Annotated in this window: 16 protein-coding genes; 9 read left to right on the forward strand and 7 right to left on the reverse strand. The window is 70.9% G+C overall.

Annotated features, from left to right (window positions below):
* The first annotated feature begins 76 nt into the window (after nt 1–76).
* Together ACIO5D_RS35600 and ACIO5D_RS35605 are read left to right on the forward strand one after the other, a co-directional pair.
* Complete coding sequence (locus tag ACIO5D_RS35600) at nt 77–880, forward strand: maleylpyruvate isomerase family mycothiol-dependent enzyme (RefSeq protein WP_400800242.1); 804 nt, start codon at nt 77–79, stop codon at nt 878–880.
* An 89-nt stretch (nt 881–969) separates the two neighbouring features.
* A complete protein-coding gene (locus ACIO5D_RS35605) occupies nt 970–1623 on the forward strand; it encodes an MBL fold metallo-hydrolase (protein WP_363611941.1) in 654 nt (217 codons plus the stop codon).
* Between the two features lie 99 nt (nt 1624–1722).
* On the opposite strand, the gene ACIO5D_RS35610 is transcribed toward ACIO5D_RS35605, so the two are convergent.
* The 4 genes from ACIO5D_RS35610 to zapE form a co-directional block, all read right to left on the reverse strand.
* The gene (locus ACIO5D_RS35610; protein ID WP_363611939.1) at nt 1723–2703 is read right to left on the reverse strand and encodes a TerC family protein; all 981 of its coding nucleotides are present in this window, start codon (nt 2701–2703) and stop codon (nt 1723–1725) included.
* A 240-nt stretch (nt 2704–2943) separates the two neighbouring features.
* Nucleotides 2944–3525, reverse strand: coding sequence for a TerD family protein (locus tag ACIO5D_RS35615; RefSeq protein ID WP_363611937.1), 582 nt, complete (start codon nt 3523–3525; stop codon nt 2944–2946).
* Between the two features lie 270 nt (nt 3526–3795).
* Nucleotides 3796–5889, reverse strand: a complete 2094-nt coding sequence (uvrB, locus tag ACIO5D_RS35620; protein WP_400800245.1) for an excinuclease ABC subunit UvrB — start codon at nt 5887–5889, stop codon at nt 3796–3798.
* 36 nt (nt 5890–5925) lie between these two features.
* The gene (gene zapE, locus ACIO5D_RS35625) at nt 5926–6981 is read right to left on the reverse strand and encodes a cell division protein ZapE (RefSeq protein ID WP_363612022.1); all 1056 of its coding nucleotides are present in this window, start codon (nt 6979–6981) and stop codon (nt 5926–5928) included.
* A 138-nt stretch (nt 6982–7119) separates the two neighbouring features.
* Between zapE and ACIO5D_RS35630 the strand changes: the two genes are divergently transcribed.
* From ACIO5D_RS35630 to msrB, 4 genes are all read left to right on the forward strand, one after another.
* Nucleotides 7120–7887, forward strand: coding sequence for a pyrimidine reductase family protein (locus ACIO5D_RS35630; RefSeq protein WP_400653779.1), 768 nt, complete (start codon nt 7120–7122; stop codon nt 7885–7887).
* A 141-nt stretch (nt 7888–8028) separates the two neighbouring features.
* Nucleotides 8029–8490, forward strand: a complete 462-nt coding sequence (locus ACIO5D_RS35635) for an indole-3-glycerol phosphate synthase (protein ID WP_363611931.1) — start codon at nt 8029–8031, stop codon at nt 8488–8490.
* Nucleotides 8491–8653: 163 nt separating this feature from the next.
* On the forward strand, nt 8654–10084 hold the full coding sequence (gene murC / locus ACIO5D_RS35640) for a UDP-N-acetylmuramate--L-alanine ligase (protein WP_400800250.1): 1431 nt from the start codon (nt 8654–8656) through the stop codon (nt 10082–10084).
* A gap of 27 nt (nt 10085–10111) precedes the next feature.
* Nucleotides 10112–10519, forward strand: coding sequence for a peptide-methionine (R)-S-oxide reductase MsrB (gene msrB, locus ACIO5D_RS35645; protein WP_363611927.1), 408 nt, complete (start codon nt 10112–10114; stop codon nt 10517–10519).
* Between the two features lie 94 nt (nt 10520–10613).
* On the opposite strand, the gene ACIO5D_RS35650 is transcribed toward msrB, so the two are convergent.
* From ACIO5D_RS35650 to ACIO5D_RS35660, 3 genes are all read right to left on the reverse strand, one after another.
* On the reverse strand, nt 10614–11045 hold the full coding sequence (locus ACIO5D_RS35650) for a hypothetical protein (protein WP_363611925.1): 432 nt from the start codon (nt 11043–11045) through the stop codon (nt 10614–10616).
* Nucleotides 11046–11713: 668 nt separating this feature from the next.
* A complete protein-coding gene (locus ACIO5D_RS35655) occupies nt 11714–11983 on the reverse strand; it encodes a hypothetical protein (RefSeq protein WP_400757865.1) in 270 nt (89 codons plus the stop codon).
* Nucleotides 11983–12507, reverse strand: a complete 525-nt coding sequence (locus ACIO5D_RS35660; RefSeq protein WP_400800253.1) for a hypothetical protein — start codon at nt 12505–12507, stop codon at nt 11983–11985. The genes ACIO5D_RS35655 and ACIO5D_RS35660 overlap by 1 nt, the downstream gene beginning before the upstream one ends.
* A gap of 116 nt (nt 12508–12623) precedes the next feature.
* Between ACIO5D_RS35660 and ACIO5D_RS35665 the strand changes: the two genes are divergently transcribed.
* The 3 genes from ACIO5D_RS35665 to ACIO5D_RS35675 all read left to right on the forward strand — a co-directional run bounded on the left by ACIO5D_RS35665 (nt 12624) and on the right by ACIO5D_RS35675 (nt 14178).
* On the forward strand, nt 12624–13451 hold the full coding sequence (locus tag ACIO5D_RS35665; protein ID WP_400800256.1) for a Scr1 family TA system antitoxin-like transcriptional regulator: 828 nt from the start codon (nt 12624–12626) through the stop codon (nt 13449–13451).
* Entirely contained in the window at nt 13448–13660 is a 213-nt protein-coding gene (locus ACIO5D_RS35670; RefSeq protein ID WP_400800259.1) for a DUF397 domain-containing protein, read from the forward strand. The genes ACIO5D_RS35665 and ACIO5D_RS35670 overlap by 4 nt, the downstream gene beginning before the upstream one ends.
* Nucleotides 13661–13968: 308 nt before the next feature.
* On the forward strand, nt 13969–14178 hold the full coding sequence (locus ACIO5D_RS35675) for a DUF397 domain-containing protein (protein WP_400653772.1): 210 nt from the start codon (nt 13969–13971) through the stop codon (nt 14176–14178).
* The last annotated feature ends 324 nt before the right edge of the window (nt 14179–14502 follow it).

Consider the following 14502-nt stretch of genomic DNA (forward strand, 5'->3'; position numbering starts at 1 on the left):
CGGTAGCGTCGGCTGGTCAACGAGCGGAGCCCCGCGCGGGCAACGCCGAGAACCAGCCGATCGGAGGGCCCGACCGATGACCGACCCGCAGACCGACACCGCCGGCTCCGCAGCCGCCACCGCCACCACCCCCGCAGCCACGGCCGCCGAGCGGCTGCGTCTGGCCGCCGAGAGCACCGGGCGGCTGCTGCACACCGTGGCCGGCCTGAAGCCCGAGGCGGTCGCCGAGCCCTCGGCCCTGCCCGGCTGGACCAGGGGGCATGTGCTGGCCCACCTCGCCCGCAACGCCGACTCCCTGGTCAACCTGCTGAACGGGGCCCGGACCGGCACCGACATCCCCCAGTACGCCAGCGCCGAGGCCCGCGACCAGGGCATCGAGGAGGGCGCGCCGCGCCCGCTGGACGCGCAGCTCGCCGACCTGCGCGAGTCCGCCGAGCGGTTCGCCGCCGCGGCCGCGGAGCTGCCCGCCGAGGCCTGGTCGGCCGAGGTGCGCCACCGGGCCGGCTACACCTTCGAGGCCGCGGAGATCCCCTGGAAGCGGCTGATGGAGCTCGAGTACCACCACGTCGACCTGGACGCCGGTCACACCCCCGCGCACTGGCCGGAGTCCTTCGCGGTGGCCGAATTCCATCGCCTGGCCGCACGGCTGGCCGACAGCGCGGAACTGCCCCCGGTCGAGCTGATCGCCGACGACACCGAGGACCGGGCCCGGATCGGCGCGGCCCCGGACGCACCCGGGCTGACCGCCGAGGGCCCGGTGCGGGCGCTGGCCGCCTGGCTCGCCGGCCGCTCGGACGGCGACGGCCTCCAGGTCCACCGGGGCGGCGTCCAGCTCGCCGACGCCCGCACCGCGCTGCCGTCGCTCCCGCCCCTGGGCTGACACCGGGCGGTCGGCCGACCATGCTGGCAGCAGCGACGACTCGGCCGGGCGAGGTGCCCGGCGGACCCGACACGACGAGGAGCGGACGGATGACGTACCACGGAGCGGTGAAGGTCGGCGGACCGCCGGACGTGCGCGAGCTGGCCCATCTGATCATCACCAAGGTGGCCGTCGGCCCGTACGACAACAACGCCTACCTGCTGCGCTGCCGGGCCACCGACGAGCAGTTGCTGATCGACGCGGCCGCCGAGGCGCCGGTGCTGCTGGAGTCGGTGGGCGAGAGCCTGGCCACCGTCGTCACCACGCACCGGCACCACGACCACTGGGGCGCACTGGCCGAGGTGGTCGCGGCCACCGGCGCCCGGACCGCCGCCGGGCGGTACGACGCCGAGGGCATCGACGTGCCGACCCAAGTGCTGCTGGAGGACGGCGGGACGGTCCGGGTCGGCCAGGTCGAGCTGACCGTCCGGCACCTGGTCGGCCACACCCCCGGCGCGATCGTGCTGGTCTACGACGACCCGCAGGGCCACCCGCACGTGTTCACCGGCGACTGCCTCTTCCCGGGCGGCGTCGGCAACACCTGGGGCGACGCGGCAGCCTTCGAGAGCCTGTTCCGGGACGTCAACGAGAAGATCTTCGACGTCCTGCCCGACGAGGCCTGGGTCTACCCCGGCCACGGCAACGACACCACCCTCGGTGCCGAGCGCCCGCACCTCCAGGAGTGGCGCGAGCGCGGCTGGTAGCCCCCCGGCCCGACGGGCTCCCGGAAGCGGAAAGGCGGCGGACCCGCGACCACTGCTCGGTCGCGGGTCCGCCGTGCTCGTCCGGCCGGGGCCGGTGGATCAGGCGTCGATCTTCTCCGGGTGGTCGCCGCTGCGGTCCTGCTTCTTCGCGGCGATCAGGCTGGTCACGGTCGTGACGGCCAGCACCACCACGATGACGCCCAGCGAGACCGGGATGCTGATCTCCGGCACGTGCACACCGCTCTCGTGCAGCGCGTGCAGCACCAGCTTCACGCCGATGAAGCCGAGGATCACCGACAGCCCGTACGAGAGGTGGACCAGCTTCTTCAGCAGCCCGCCGATCAGGAAGTACAGCTGCCGCAGACCCATCAGGGCGAAGGCGTTGGCGGTGAAGACGATGTACGGGTCCTGGGTGAGACCGAAGATCGCGGGGATCGAGTCCAGCGCGAACAGGACGTCGGTGGTGCCGATCGCCAGCATGACGATCAGCATCGGCGTCATCAGCCGACGGCCGTTCTCCTGGATGAACAGCTTGGTGCCGTGGTAGACGTCGGTCGACGGGAAGCGCCGCTCGATGGACTTGAGCAGGCGGTTCTCCTCGAACTCCTCGTCGGCCTCCTCGGCGCGGGCCTCCTTGATGAGCTTCCAGGCCGTCCAGACCAGGAACGCGCCGAAGAAGTAGAAGACCCAGGAGAAGGTGGAGACCAGGGCGGCGCCGCCGGCGATGAAGCCCGCGCGCAGCACCAGCGCGATGATCACACCGAACATCAGCACACGCTGCTGGTAGATCTTGGGCACCGCGAACTTGCCCATGATCAGGATGAACACGAAGAGGTTGTCGACACTGAGCGACTTCTCGGTGATGTAACCGGCGAAGAACTCACCGGCCGGCGTCGAGCCGGAGTGCCACCAGAGGAACCCGCCGAAGATCAGCGCCAGCACGACCCAGACCGCGGTCCAGATACCGGCCTCCTTGATGGAGACCTCGTGCGGCTTGCGCCCTCCGATGAAGAAGTCGGCCACGATCAGTGCGATCAACACACCGATCGTTGAGACCCACATGGCTACGGAAACGTCCACTACTGCTCCTCCGGCAGGTAGGCGAGACAGACATCGTCACTGCCGGAGGTCTCTTCCGCCCGCCGGGCCCGCTCCGGGGCGCCGCACGGACCAGCGCCCCGGGGCGCCGCTCGGGGCACCCGTGATGACGGGACAGCTGCGGGGGAATACTCCCCTCCGCTGCCATCGAGAGTAACAGGAAGGCCAAAGGAAGGTAAAGAAGGTAAAGAACCCTCTCGGTCGGGGCCTACAGACCGGGGCCTACAGGAAGGGCTCGATCGCCGGCAGCAGGTCCTGGAAGGTCCGGCCGCGGGCCGGTGCGCCGATCGCCAGCATCCCCCAGCCGCCGGCCGGTTCGCGGAACACCTTCGCCATGATCTGCCCGGTGTGCGGGCCGCCGCCGGCCAGCTCGTACCGGGCCAGCTCCACCCCGGTGGAGTCGTCCACCAGCCGGCAGTGCGCGTTCCGCACCTCGGCGAAGGTCTGCCCGGTGTACGAGCTGACCGTGAACACCACCTGGGTGATGTGCGCCGGTACATGCGCCAGGTCGACCAGGATGGACTCGTCGTCGCCCCCCGCGCCGGCCCCGCCGGCCAGATTGTCCCCGGTGTGCCGCACCGAGCCGTCGGTGCTCTCCAGGTGCTGGAAGAAGACCACGTCGGACGGGGTCCGCTCGGCGTACAGCAGGGCCGAGGCGTCCAGGTCGATCTGCCTGGTCCGGCTGCCGAACAGGCCGCGCTTGGGTGCGGCCTGCCACCCCAGCCCCATCCGGACGACCGTCAGCGACTCGCCCGCGCCCTTCTGCAGGCTGACCTGCTGCCCCTTGGCAAGGTTCACCGACACGGCGTTGTCCTCTCTGCCCGAGCCACGCGGCCGCTCGCCGCGCCGGCTCCACGGTGGAACACCCCGTTGCCGTCCCCCGGCTGAGGCCCCCTGATGCGCACCGCCCGCCCGGGGCGGCACCGCAGGCCAGCCTAGGGCCTGCGGTGCCGCCCCCCGGGCGCATCGGTCAACGTCTACCCCTTTGTGGCAGGGCTGAGACACCTCCGGGCTTGACCGGTGACGGATCCCGGCCGGCCCGGGGTGAGCGCCGCGGACGTGCCCGGGCAGCCCCTACGCGATACCCGCCTCGCGCATCTGCCGCAGCTCCTTCTTCAGCTCCTTGACCTCGTCCCGCAGCCGGGCCGCGACCTCGAACTGGAGGTCCGCGGCGGCGGTGTGCATCCGGTCGGTCATCGACTGGATCAGCTCGGCCAGCTCGGCGGCCGGCATGCTCTTGGCCGGCTTGCGGTCCGCGCCCAGCGCCGGCACCGGGGCCTTGCCCTTGCCGCCCGATCCCCGGTAACCGGTGGAGAGCAGCTCCTCGGTGTCCACGTCCTCGCGGGAGAGGGTGTCCAGGATGTCGCCGATCTTCTTCCGCAGCGGCTGCGGGTCGATCCCGTGCTCGGTGTTGTACGCCTGCTGCACGGCCCGGCGGCGGTTGGTCTCGTCGATGGCCTTCTCCATCGAGGGGGTGATCCGGTCCGCGTACATGTGGACCTGGCCGGAGACGTTACGGGCGGCGCGCCCGATGGTCTGGATCAGCGAGGTGCCGGAGCGCAGGAAGCCCTCCTTGTCCGCGTCCAGGATCGCCACCAGGGAGACCTCGGGCAGGTCCAGGCCCTCGCGGAGCAGGTTGATGCCGACCAGCACGTCGTACCGCCCGGCCCGCAGCTCGCGCAGCAGTTCCACCCGGCGCAGCGTGTCGACGTCGCTGTGCAGGTACCGGACCCGGATGTCCAGGCCGAGCATGTAGTCGGTGAGGTCCTCGGCCATCTTCTTGGTGAGGGTGGTGACCAGGACGCGCTCGTCCCGCTCGACCCGCTTGCGGACCTCGTGCACCAGGTCGTCGATCTGGCCCTCGGTCGGCTTGACGATCACCTCGGGGTCGATCAGGCCGGTCGGGCGGATGATCTGCTCGACCTGGCCGTCGCCGCGGGACAGCTCGTACGGGCCCGGGGTCGCCGAGAGGTAGACCGTCTGGTCGATCCGCTCCAGGAACTCCTCCCACTTCAGCGGGCGGTTGTCCATCGCGGAGGGCAGCCGGAAGCCGTGCTCGACCAGGGTGCGCTTGCGCGAGGCGTCGCCCTCGTACATCGCGCCGATCTGCGGGACGGTGACGTGCGACTCGTCGATGACCAGGAGGAAGTCCTCCGGGAAGTAGTCGAGCAGGGTGTTCGGCGGCGAGCCGGGCTCACGGCCGTCGAAGTGCATCGAGTAGTTCTCCACGCCGGAGCAGGTGCCGATCTGGCGGAGCATCTCGATGTCGTAGGTGGTGCGCATGCGCAGCCGCTGGGCCTCCAGCAGCTTGCCCTGCTTCTCCAGCCTGGCCAGCGTCCCGGCCAGTTCCCGCTCGATGCCGTTGACCGCCAGCTCCATCCGCTCCGGGCCGGCCACGTAGTGCGAGGCGGGGAAGACGTGGACGGAGTCGTCCTGGCTGATGATCTCGCCGGTGAGCGGGTGCAGGGTGTACAGCGCCTCGATCTCGTCGCCGAACATCTCGATCCGCACGGCGAGTTCCTCGTAGACCGGGAAGATCTCGATGGTGTCGCCGCGGACCCGGAAGGTGCCGCGGGTGAAGGCGAGGTCGTTGCGGGTGTACTGGATGTCGACGAAGCGGCGGAGCAGGACGTCGCGGTCGATCTCCTCGCCGACCTTCAGCCGGACCATCCGGTCGACGTACTCCTGCGGGGTGCCGAGGCCGTAGATGCAGGAGACGGAGGCGACCACGATCACGTCCCGGCGGGTGAGCAGCGAGTTGGTCGCGGAGTGGCGCAGCCGCTCGACCTCCTCGTTGATCGAGGAGTCCTTCTCGATGTAGGTGTCCGTCTGCGGGACGTACGCCTCGGGCTGGTAGTAGTCGTAGTACGAGACGAAGTACTCGACCGCGTTGTTCGGCAGCAGCTCGCGGAACTCGTTGGCCAGCTGGGCGGCCAGGGTCTTGTTCGGCGCCATCACCAGGGTGGGGCGCTGCAGCTTCTCGATCATCCAGGCTGTGGTGGCCGACTTGCCGGTGCCGGTGGCGCCGAGCAGGACGACGTCCTTCTCCCCGCCCCTGACCCGGCGCTCCAGCTCGGCGATCGCCGCGGGCTGGTCACCGCTGGGCTGGTAGGGACTGACGACCTCGAAGGGCGCCTCTGACCGCTCAATGCTCGTGATGGGTCGCACGGGTCCACCGTACGACCCACCAGTGACAAGCGGGGACTACTCCGTCCCGCCCCGGGCGCTGTCCCGGGCGAGGGCGACCAGGCGGGAGATCGCCCGCAGGTACTTCTTCCGGTAGCCGCCGCGCAGCATCTCCTCGGGGAACACCTGGTCGAAGGGGATGCCGGAGGCGGTGATGGGCAGCTCGCGGTCGTACATCCGGTCGGCGAGGACGACCAGGCGCAGCGCGGTGGACTGGTCGTCGACCTGCCGGACACCGCGCAGGCAGACCGCCCTCACGTCGTCCAGCAGCGCGCCGTAGCGGCTGGGGTGGACGGCGGAGAGGTGGCCGAGCAGGGCGCCGAAGTCGTCCAGGGAGGCACCCGGGGTGCGGGCGGCGACGGCGTCCACGGTCTCGTCCGGGTAGGGCGGCGGGGCGTCCGGCAGACCGCGGTGGCGGTAGTCCTGGCCGTCGATCCGCATCGGGCGGAAGTGCGCGGACAGGCCCTGGATCTCGCGCAGGAAGTCGGCGGCGGCGAAGCGGCCCTCGCCGAGCTTCTCGGGCAGGGTGTTGGAGGTGGCGCAGAGCTTGACGCCGTTCGCCACCAGGCGGCCGAGCAGGGTGGAGACCAGGACGGTGTCGCCCGGGTCGTCCAGCTCGAACTCGTCGATGCAGAGCAGCCGGTGGCCGGAGAGGGTCTGCACGGCCTGCTGGAAGCCGAGGGCGCCGACCAGGTTGGTCAGCTCGACGAAGGTGCCGAAGGCCTTGGGGCCGGGGGCGGCGTGCCAGAGCGAGGCGAGCAGGTGGGTCTTGCCGACGCCGTAGCCGCCGTCCAGGTAGACGCCGGCCGGGCCGGTGGGCGCGGGGGCGGTGCGGCGGAACCAGCCGCGTTTCGGGGCGGAACCGTTTCCGCTGTTGAGCGCGCCGGCGAACTGCTCCAGGACCTGGACGGCCTCGTACTGGCTGGGCTGGTTCGGGTCCGGGAGGTACGTCCCGAAGCTGACGTCGGAGAAGCGCGGCGGGGGGACCATCTCGGCGACCAGGCGCTCGGCGGGGACGACGGGGCGGCGGTCGGTGAGCGCGACGGGGGCGCCGGCCGCGCTCACGGTCGCTATGGACTCGGTCGCGGCGTCGGGGTGTGGGGCTGCGGGCACGTTAGTAGAGGGTACGCCTGGTCGTGGAGCGGTCAGGGCGGGACCTTCGGTGCCGGCCGGGGGTGGAACCCGGGTTGACATGCAACGAGACTGGTTGACATGCAACAGTTGATCAGCCCGCTGAGCGAGCCGTTCGCCGACCCGGCCTCGCTGGAGTCGCTCGCCGCCGTGTACGCGTACCCCGACCAGGTGAACCGGGGCCGCCCGTGGCTGCGCGCCAACATGGTGGCCGGTCTCGACGGCGGGGCCCGGCTGGACGGGCTCTCCGAGGGGCTCTCCGGGGACGCCGACAAGCGGATCTTCGGGGTGCTGCGGGCCCTGTCGGACGTGGTGCTGGTGGGCGCCGAGACGGTCCGCGCCGAGGGGTACCGGCCGGCCCGGGCCCGCGCCGACTTCGCCGCGGCGCGCCGGGCGGCCGGGCAGGCCCCGGCGCCGGCGATCGCGATCGTCAGCCGCTCGCTGGCGCTGGACCTGACGGCACCGCTGTTCACCGAGCCGCTGGTGCGGACGGTGGTGATCACCACCGAGGACGCGCCGGCGGCGGACCTGCGCGCGGTCGCCGGGGTGGCGGACGTGGTGGTGGCCGGGAAGGGCTCGGTGGACCTGCGGGCGGCGGTGGCGGCGCTGGCCGACCGGGGCTGGACCCGGCTGCTGAGCGAGGGCGGCCCCCGGCTGCTGGGACAGCTGGCCGCCGCCGGCCTGCTGGACGAGCTGTGCCTGTCGCTGGCGCCGCTGATCACGGCCGGCGACGCGCCGCGCATCATCCACCATGCGCGGATGCCTGACGTGCAGCGGATGAGGCTGGTCTCACTGATCGAGCAGAAAGGATTCCTCTTCACTCGCTACCTGCGTCCGCCGACCCCGTGACCTCCGGATGGTGATCCTGCTCCCATCGGCGTTTCCGCCCGCGTGGCCCGTGTGCCGGGTGAGCAGCGTGCGGAAAGCTTCCGCCGGGCAGTATGGGATGCGACGCCGGAGCCCGGGGGCCGGCCATGGGAAGGGACTCACGTGTTCAAGACGGTACTGATGATCGAAAAGGCGCTCTCGGACGCCGATGTGGAGCTGGTCACCACGCTCCACAGCGAGGAGAAGGTGTCCTTCGTGGTGCTGATGCAGCCCCGCGGCAAGCAGGACGAGCTGCTGCGGGCGCTGGACGACGTCGCCCTCGGCCACCTCGACAGGCTGGCGCACGAGCACGACGAGTCCGAGAGCGGGCCGACGGTGGCCGGCGAGTCGCTCGAACACAGCCTGCGCCACCTGCGCCGGGCCGGTGCCGAGGCGGTCGGCGAGCTGGTCGAGGAGAAGCCGCTGGAGCGGCTGCGGGCGGTGGTCGAGGAGCACCGGGCCGACGAGGTCGTGGTGCTCACCTCGCCGCACTTCGTGGAGGAGTTCTTCCACCGTGACTGGGCCTCCCAGGCCCGGCACAAGGTGGGTGTCCCGGTCCTGCGGCTGTTCGCCAGCGACTCCTGACCGTCGCTCCCCGCCCGCCCCCGGGCGGGGTGGCTCCCGGCCGGAGGCGGGCGAGGAGCCCGTCGCCGGTGGTGCAGAATCGTCCTTGCGGCCCGTCCGCGAGGACGATTCGCACATCGTCCGCACCTCCACCGTCCCGCCCCCGCCCGTACGGAGTCCCGCCTTGAACGACGCCGCGCACGATCTGCACGCCCCGCACTTCATCGGTATCGGCGGCGCCGGGATGTCCGGCCTGGCGAAGATCCTCGCGGTCCGCGGCGCCAGCGTCTCCGGCAGCGACTCCAAGGAGTCGGAGACCGTCCACGCGCTGCGCGCCCTCGGTGCCACCGTGCGGATCGGCCACGCCGCCGAGCACGTGCCGGCCGGCACCAGCAGTGTCGTCGTCTCCAGCGCCATCCGCGCCGACAACCCGGAGCTGGCCGTGGCCCGCGAGCGCGGCATCCCGGTGGTGCACCGCTCCGACGCCCTCGCCGCGCTGATGGGCGGCCGCCGGGCGCTGGCCGTGGCCGGCACCCACGGCAAGACCACCACCACCAGCATGCTCGCCGTCGCCCTCGGCGAGCTCGGTCTGGACCCGTCCTACGCGATCGGCGGCGACCTCGACGCGCCGGGCTCCAACGCCCACCACGGCGGCGGCGAGATCTTCGTCGCCGAGGCCGACGAGAGCGACCGCAGCTTCCACAAGTACGCGCCCGAGGTGGCGATCGTGCTCAACGTGGAGCTGGACCACCACGCCAACTACGCCTCGATCGAAGAGATCTACGAGTCCTTCGAGACCTTCGTCGGCCGGATCACCCCCGGCGGGACGCTGGTGGTCTCCGCCGACCACGACGGCGCCCGCGAGCTGACCTCCCGGGTGGCCGGCCGCGAGGGCCTGAACGTGGTCACCGTCGGTGCCGCCGAGGACGCCGACGTGCGGGTCCTGTCGGTGGTCGCCCGGGGCATGACCAGCGAGGTCACCGTGCTGCTGGACGGCGCGGAGCTGGCCTTCACCGTCTCGGTGCCCGGCCGGCACTACGCCCACAACGCGGTCTCCGCGCTGGCCGCCGGGGTCGCGCTCGGCGTCCCGGCCACCGACCTCGCCAAGGCGCTCGGCGCCTACACCGGGGTGCGCCGCCGGCTCCAGCTCAAGGGCGAGGCGGGCGGGGTCCAGGTGATCGACTCCTACGCCCACCACCCGACCGAGATGACCGCCGACCTGGAGGCGATCCGCGAGGGCCTGGACGGGGCCGGCCGGGTCCTGGTGGTGTTCCAGCCGCACCTGTTCAGCCGCACCCAGCAGCTCTCCGAGGAGATGGGCCAGGCGCTCGCCCTCGCCGACGCCTCGGTGGTGCTCGACATCTACCCGGCCCGCGAGGACCCGGTCCCCGGCGTCACCAGTGAGCTGATCATCGACGCGGCCCGCCGCGCCGGTGCCGAGGTCACCGCCGAGCACTCCTTCGACGCCGCCCCCGCGCTGCTGGCCGGCCTGGCCCGCCCGGGCGACCTGCTGCTCACCATGGGCGCGGGCGATGTCACCAACCTGGGGCCGGCCATCCTGGAACAATTGGAGAAGGGCCTTGAGCACCTCGCGAGCGTTGCCACCAACGTCTGAGTCCGCCCCGACCGGGAGTCCGCCGACATGAGCTACGAGATCGAGAAAACCGACGCCGACTGGCGCGCCCAGCTCAGCCCCGAGGAGTACCACGTGCTCCGCGAGGCCGGCACCGAGCGCCCGTTCACCGGTGAGTACACCGACACCAAGACGGTGGGCGTCTACAGCTGCCGCGCCTGCGGCGCCGAGCTGTTCAGTTCCGAGACCAAGTTCGACAGCCACTGCGGCTGGCCGTCCTACTACGCTCCGCTCGCCGAGGACCGGGTCCAGTACATCCAGGACACCTCGCTGGGCATGCGCCGGGTGGAGGTCCGCTGCGCCCGCTGCGGCGGCCACCTGGGCCATGTCTTCGAGGGCGAGGGCTACGGCACGCCGACCGACCAGCGCTACTGCATCAACAGCATCTCCCTGACGCTGAAGCCCGCCGAGGGCTGAGCAGTACAGAGCCCCGGGCTGACACCGCCAGGTGCGTGCTCCCGGAGCCACCCGGACCGGCGGTCGCACGGTGCCGCCGATCCGGGGCTCGGGGTCAGAACGGGGGCGGTGCCGGGGGGTGGATTCCCGTACGGCTACAGCACGCGGCCACCAGCCGGACGTAGGGCCCCCGGTCGCCGGGCACCCACCCGGCCCACTCGATGTCGACGCCGGCTGCCAGGGACACCAGCGCGCGGTGCGTGCGCACGGCCGAAGGTATCGGCGGTACCGGGTGCGGCCGTCCGGCCCGCACCCAGGCAGCCACCAGCCACTCGACGGCCCGTTCTGCGGTCCGCACGGTGGTGTCCAACCGCCATGCCGCCGCCCTGACCAGTCGGTACCCTCCGGCGACGGGCTCCTCCGCATGGCTGTGGAACAGGTGGTAGTGGCGGGGCGCCGTGGTCGGGGCCGGCTCGCCCGGTATCCGGAACGCCACGGGGAACCGCTCCCCGCCGGGCAGGCTCCACTCCAGTTCAGCGAACGGCATGTGCGGCCCCTTCGGCCCGCGCCGTGCGGGCGCACTCGGCGATCCATTCGGTCGGCCGTCCGGTGTCCGGGGCGACCGCCCGGAGACGGATTTCCGTGCGCCGGAGAACCTGGGACACGGGGTCGTAGATCCGTCTGATCCTGATCACCAGACCCGTGCGTCCGAAGACGGTCAGGATGGTGTGGAGCACCGGGCGCAGGTCCGTGACACAGCCCCCGGCGGCCCGGTGGAGGCAGTGACATCCCCCGGCGCCCGGAAGCAGATCGTCGTCGTCGGACGAGCCGAGGATCATGTCCGCGGTGGCCGCGATGATCTGCGACTGAACCGGACTCGTGTCGGGCCCGTTTGCCATGGCGCCTTTCCTCGTAGAAGCCCCCGCCCCGGTCGTCCGTGGATCCGAAGTCACGCCACCGGGGCGGGGGTTGTGCTCCGCCCGGCCCTGCACAGGTGGCCGGCGGCTGGTGCCCGCCCCGGGGAAGTCGGCCATGACAGCACCGGGGCGGGGGTCTTGGGTTCCCGCCCCGGTCGGCGCGAAACGACCGGGGCGGGGCTCACGGGGCGTGATCAAGCCCCGGAGCTGCCCGGCGCGCCACCGCGTGCCGGGATCGGTGCCCCGCCCCGGGCGGAACGGAAGAACGCCCGGGACGGGAGAAACGGGGGCCGCCCTATCAGAGCGGCTCCACCTCGGGAACGATCACCATCGGCACGTCGGCCAGCAGGCGGAAGGACCGGTGGTCGGGGTGCGCCCACCCGTGCTTGCGAGTCCACTCGGTGGACTCGGCAAAGGAGTTGACCTCACCGGAGTCTTTCCCGCACGGGGCGCCGTCCTCGTCCTCGGACTTGCACACCATGAGGTAGGCCGGCGGGTCGATGTCGGGTCCGGTGTCCTCGCGCAGTAGCCAGTCGCCGAAGCGAGTCACCTTGGCGGATCTGGTCACTATCCCGCCCTCGGCTGGTTACAGGTGGCCGCGTAGGGGATCGGGCCGCCCCGTGCGCGGTCCGCCGGGGTCGTGAACCGCACGGTGACGGGATCGGCCGTCCACTCGTCCCCGCCGGCCAGCGGGGCGAGTCGCCACCGGTCGCCGTCCTCGCCGCAGAACTCACCGACCAGCCCGGCCGAGATGTCCACCACCAGGTCACCGACACGCGGCGCCCAGAGGTGCGTCACCATTCCCTCGGGGCTGTCGGGACTGTCGGGGCCGTCTGGCGCCTCGGCGGCGAGGGCCGCCGCGCCCACCCGGATGACCTCCGCGAGGCGCGTGATGACGTCCGGGGCAGCCCGCCCCATGTCCACCAGCACTTCACCGGTGATGCCCGACGGGGCGTCAAGGCCCAGTGATGGAAGCCGACATCCGGCTTCTTCCGTGGCCTCGCGCATCTCCGCACACGCCTTGCGGGCCGCTCTTCGCTGCTTCCCAACCATGCGGGAGAGCAGGGAGTCGCCCGATCCGGTTGCGCCCATGACCGCTCCTTTCCGTAGTCGCTCCGTTACCAGGATCGGCATTCGGCGCTACGATCGGAAGCTGTTGGACTCGACACTTGGTCCGTGTAGGACTCGGAACCGAAAGCCTGATCGACATGCGCCGTACGACACTTGACCCAACGGCATCTCCTCTCGCGGCTTTCGGCGTCCAACTTCGCAGGTCAAGGGAGGCGCACGGGCTCACACAGGCTGAGCTCGGCGAGCGGATTCGATTCTCCAACTCCTTCGTTTCGTGCATCGAACGGGCGATGCGCACTCCTACATTCGACTTTGCGGTCCGTGCAGATGAGAAGCTGGCGACTGGGGGAACGCTTGAACTGATGTGGTGGAATCTCAAGCACAGCTCACTACTTGAGGGGTTCCCCGAGTACGCGGCGTACGAGGCCAAAGCGGCCGAGCTACGCATGTTCGAGCTTGATGTCATTCCGGGCCTGTTCCAGACCAAGGCCTACGCCGAGGCCCTGGCCGCTGCTGATGTGAAGCGCGGGACGATCACGGACACCCAGGCCGAGGAACGGGTGTCCTATCTGCTGACACGGCAACAGCGACTCAGCAAGCCGACGGCACCGCTGGTGTACGCCGTACTTGACGAGAGCTGCCTACGTCGTTTCGTGGGGGGTACGCAGGTCATGAGCGAACAGCTCGACCACCTGGCGCAGCTCACCGCCGCCGGAAGGATGCTTGTCCAGGTTGCGCCGTTCTCCATGGGTGAGCGGCGGCCCTTTGCGCTGCCGGTCGTCCTGCTGACCATGCAAGACCGGGCCATGGTCGGGTACACGGAATCCCAGGAACGCGGCTTTCTGACGCGGGAAACAGACACCGTGAGGAATTGGGCGAGGGACTACGATCGGCTACAGGTGGGAGCCCGGTCCGACGTGGCGTCCCTCGACATGATCCGCGCTGCTTGGAAGGACCTGACATGACCGATCCCGTAAAGCTGCCAAACGCCCAGTGGTTCAAGTCCTCGCACAGTCAGAACGGCGGCAACTGCGTCGAGGTGGCCCCCCACTTCTCCGGCGTCGTCCCCGTCCGTGACTCCAAGGACCCCGAAGGCCCCGCGCTCGTCTTCCCCGCCGACGCGTTCGCCGCGTTCGTCGCGGGCGTCAAGTCGGGCGACTTTGGCACCATCTGATGCTGCGCCTTGAGCGCGCCCCACCCGAGACCCCACCGCCTCTCCCCGATGTGGTGGGGTCTCTCCCTGTCTCCAGCACCCTTCGGTCCCGGCACCCCGAGCGAGTCGCGTACCTCGCCAACCGCCGGCAACTGCTGAAGAGGAAGTCGCCACCGGCCATCCACACGGTCGTCGGATACGCCGAATCCCAGGCAGGGGCCATCTTGAGCGGTCGCAGCGTGGAAGAGAGACTACGACCAACTACAGGTGGAGTCACTGTCGAAGGTGGCCTCACTCACCATGATCCGCGCGGTGAGAAAGGGACTTGAATGACACACATCGATCTGACCGACGCTCGGTGGGTGAAGTCGCGGCACAGCAACAACGGCGGCAACTGTGTCGAGGTGGCCCCCCACTTCTCCGGCGTCGTCCCCGTCCGTGACTCCAAGGACCCCGAAGGCCCCGCGCTCGTCTTCCCCGCCGACGCGTTCGCCGCGTTCGTCGCGGGCGTCAAGTCGGGCGACTTCGGCACCATCTGATGCTGCGCCCTGAGCGCGCCCCACCCGGGACCCCACCGCCTCTCCCCGATGTGGTGGGGTCTCTCCCTGTCTCCAGCACCCTTCAGTCCCGGCACCCCGAGCGAGTCGCGTACCTCGCCAACCGCCGGCAACTGCTGAAGAGGAAGCCGCTGCACCATCCCGGACAAGGCCGACCACGCCCGCAACCGCAAGAAGCTCGGCTCACGCGGCGGTCGTCCGCTGAAGTTCGACTGAACCGCTGCGGGTTTGACCGAGACTCGTTCTCTTGGAAGGATCGAGTCCGTTATGAGGAAGCCATACCCCAGTGAGGTCCGGGAGCGGGCG

The organism is Kitasatospora sp. NPDC087315 (assembly GCF_044744345.1).
Classification (GTDB): domain Bacteria; phylum Actinomycetota; class Actinomycetes; order Streptomycetales; family Streptomycetaceae; genus Kitasatospora.

Excerpts from the sequence above, each read along its gene's own strand:
- ACIO5D_RS35650 (WP_363611925.1), bottom strand. The coding sequence starts at position 11,045 with ATGCCGTTCGCTGAACTGGAGTGGAGCCTGCCCGGCGGGGAGCGGTTC.
- msrB (WP_363611927.1), top strand. The coding sequence starts at position 10,112 with ATGAGCTACGAGATCGAGAAAACCGACGCCGACTGGCGCGCCCAGCTC.
- ACIO5D_RS35600 (WP_400800242.1), top strand. The coding sequence starts at position 77 with ATGACCGACCCGCAGACCGACACCGCCGGCTCCGCAGCCGCCACCGCC.
- ACIO5D_RS35670 (WP_400800259.1), top strand. The coding sequence starts at position 13,448 with ATGACCGATCCCGTAAAGCTGCCAAACGCCCAGTGGTTCAAGTCCTCG.
- ACIO5D_RS35665 (WP_400800256.1), top strand. The coding sequence starts at position 12,624 with ATGCGCCGTACGACACTTGACCCAACGGCATCTCCTCTCGCGGCTTTC.
- ACIO5D_RS35675 (WP_400653772.1), top strand. The coding sequence starts at position 13,969 with ATGACACACATCGATCTGACCGACGCTCGGTGGGTGAAGTCGCGGCAC.
- ACIO5D_RS35605 (WP_363611941.1), top strand. The coding sequence starts at position 970 with ATGACGTACCACGGAGCGGTGAAGGTCGGCGGACCGCCGGACGTGCGC.
- ACIO5D_RS35660 (WP_400800253.1), bottom strand. The coding sequence starts at position 12,507 with ATGGGCGCAACCGGATCGGGCGACTCCCTGCTCTCCCGCATGGTTGGG.
- ACIO5D_RS35630 (WP_400653779.1), top strand. The coding sequence starts at position 7,120 with ATGCAACAGTTGATCAGCCCGCTGAGCGAGCCGTTCGCCGACCCGGCC.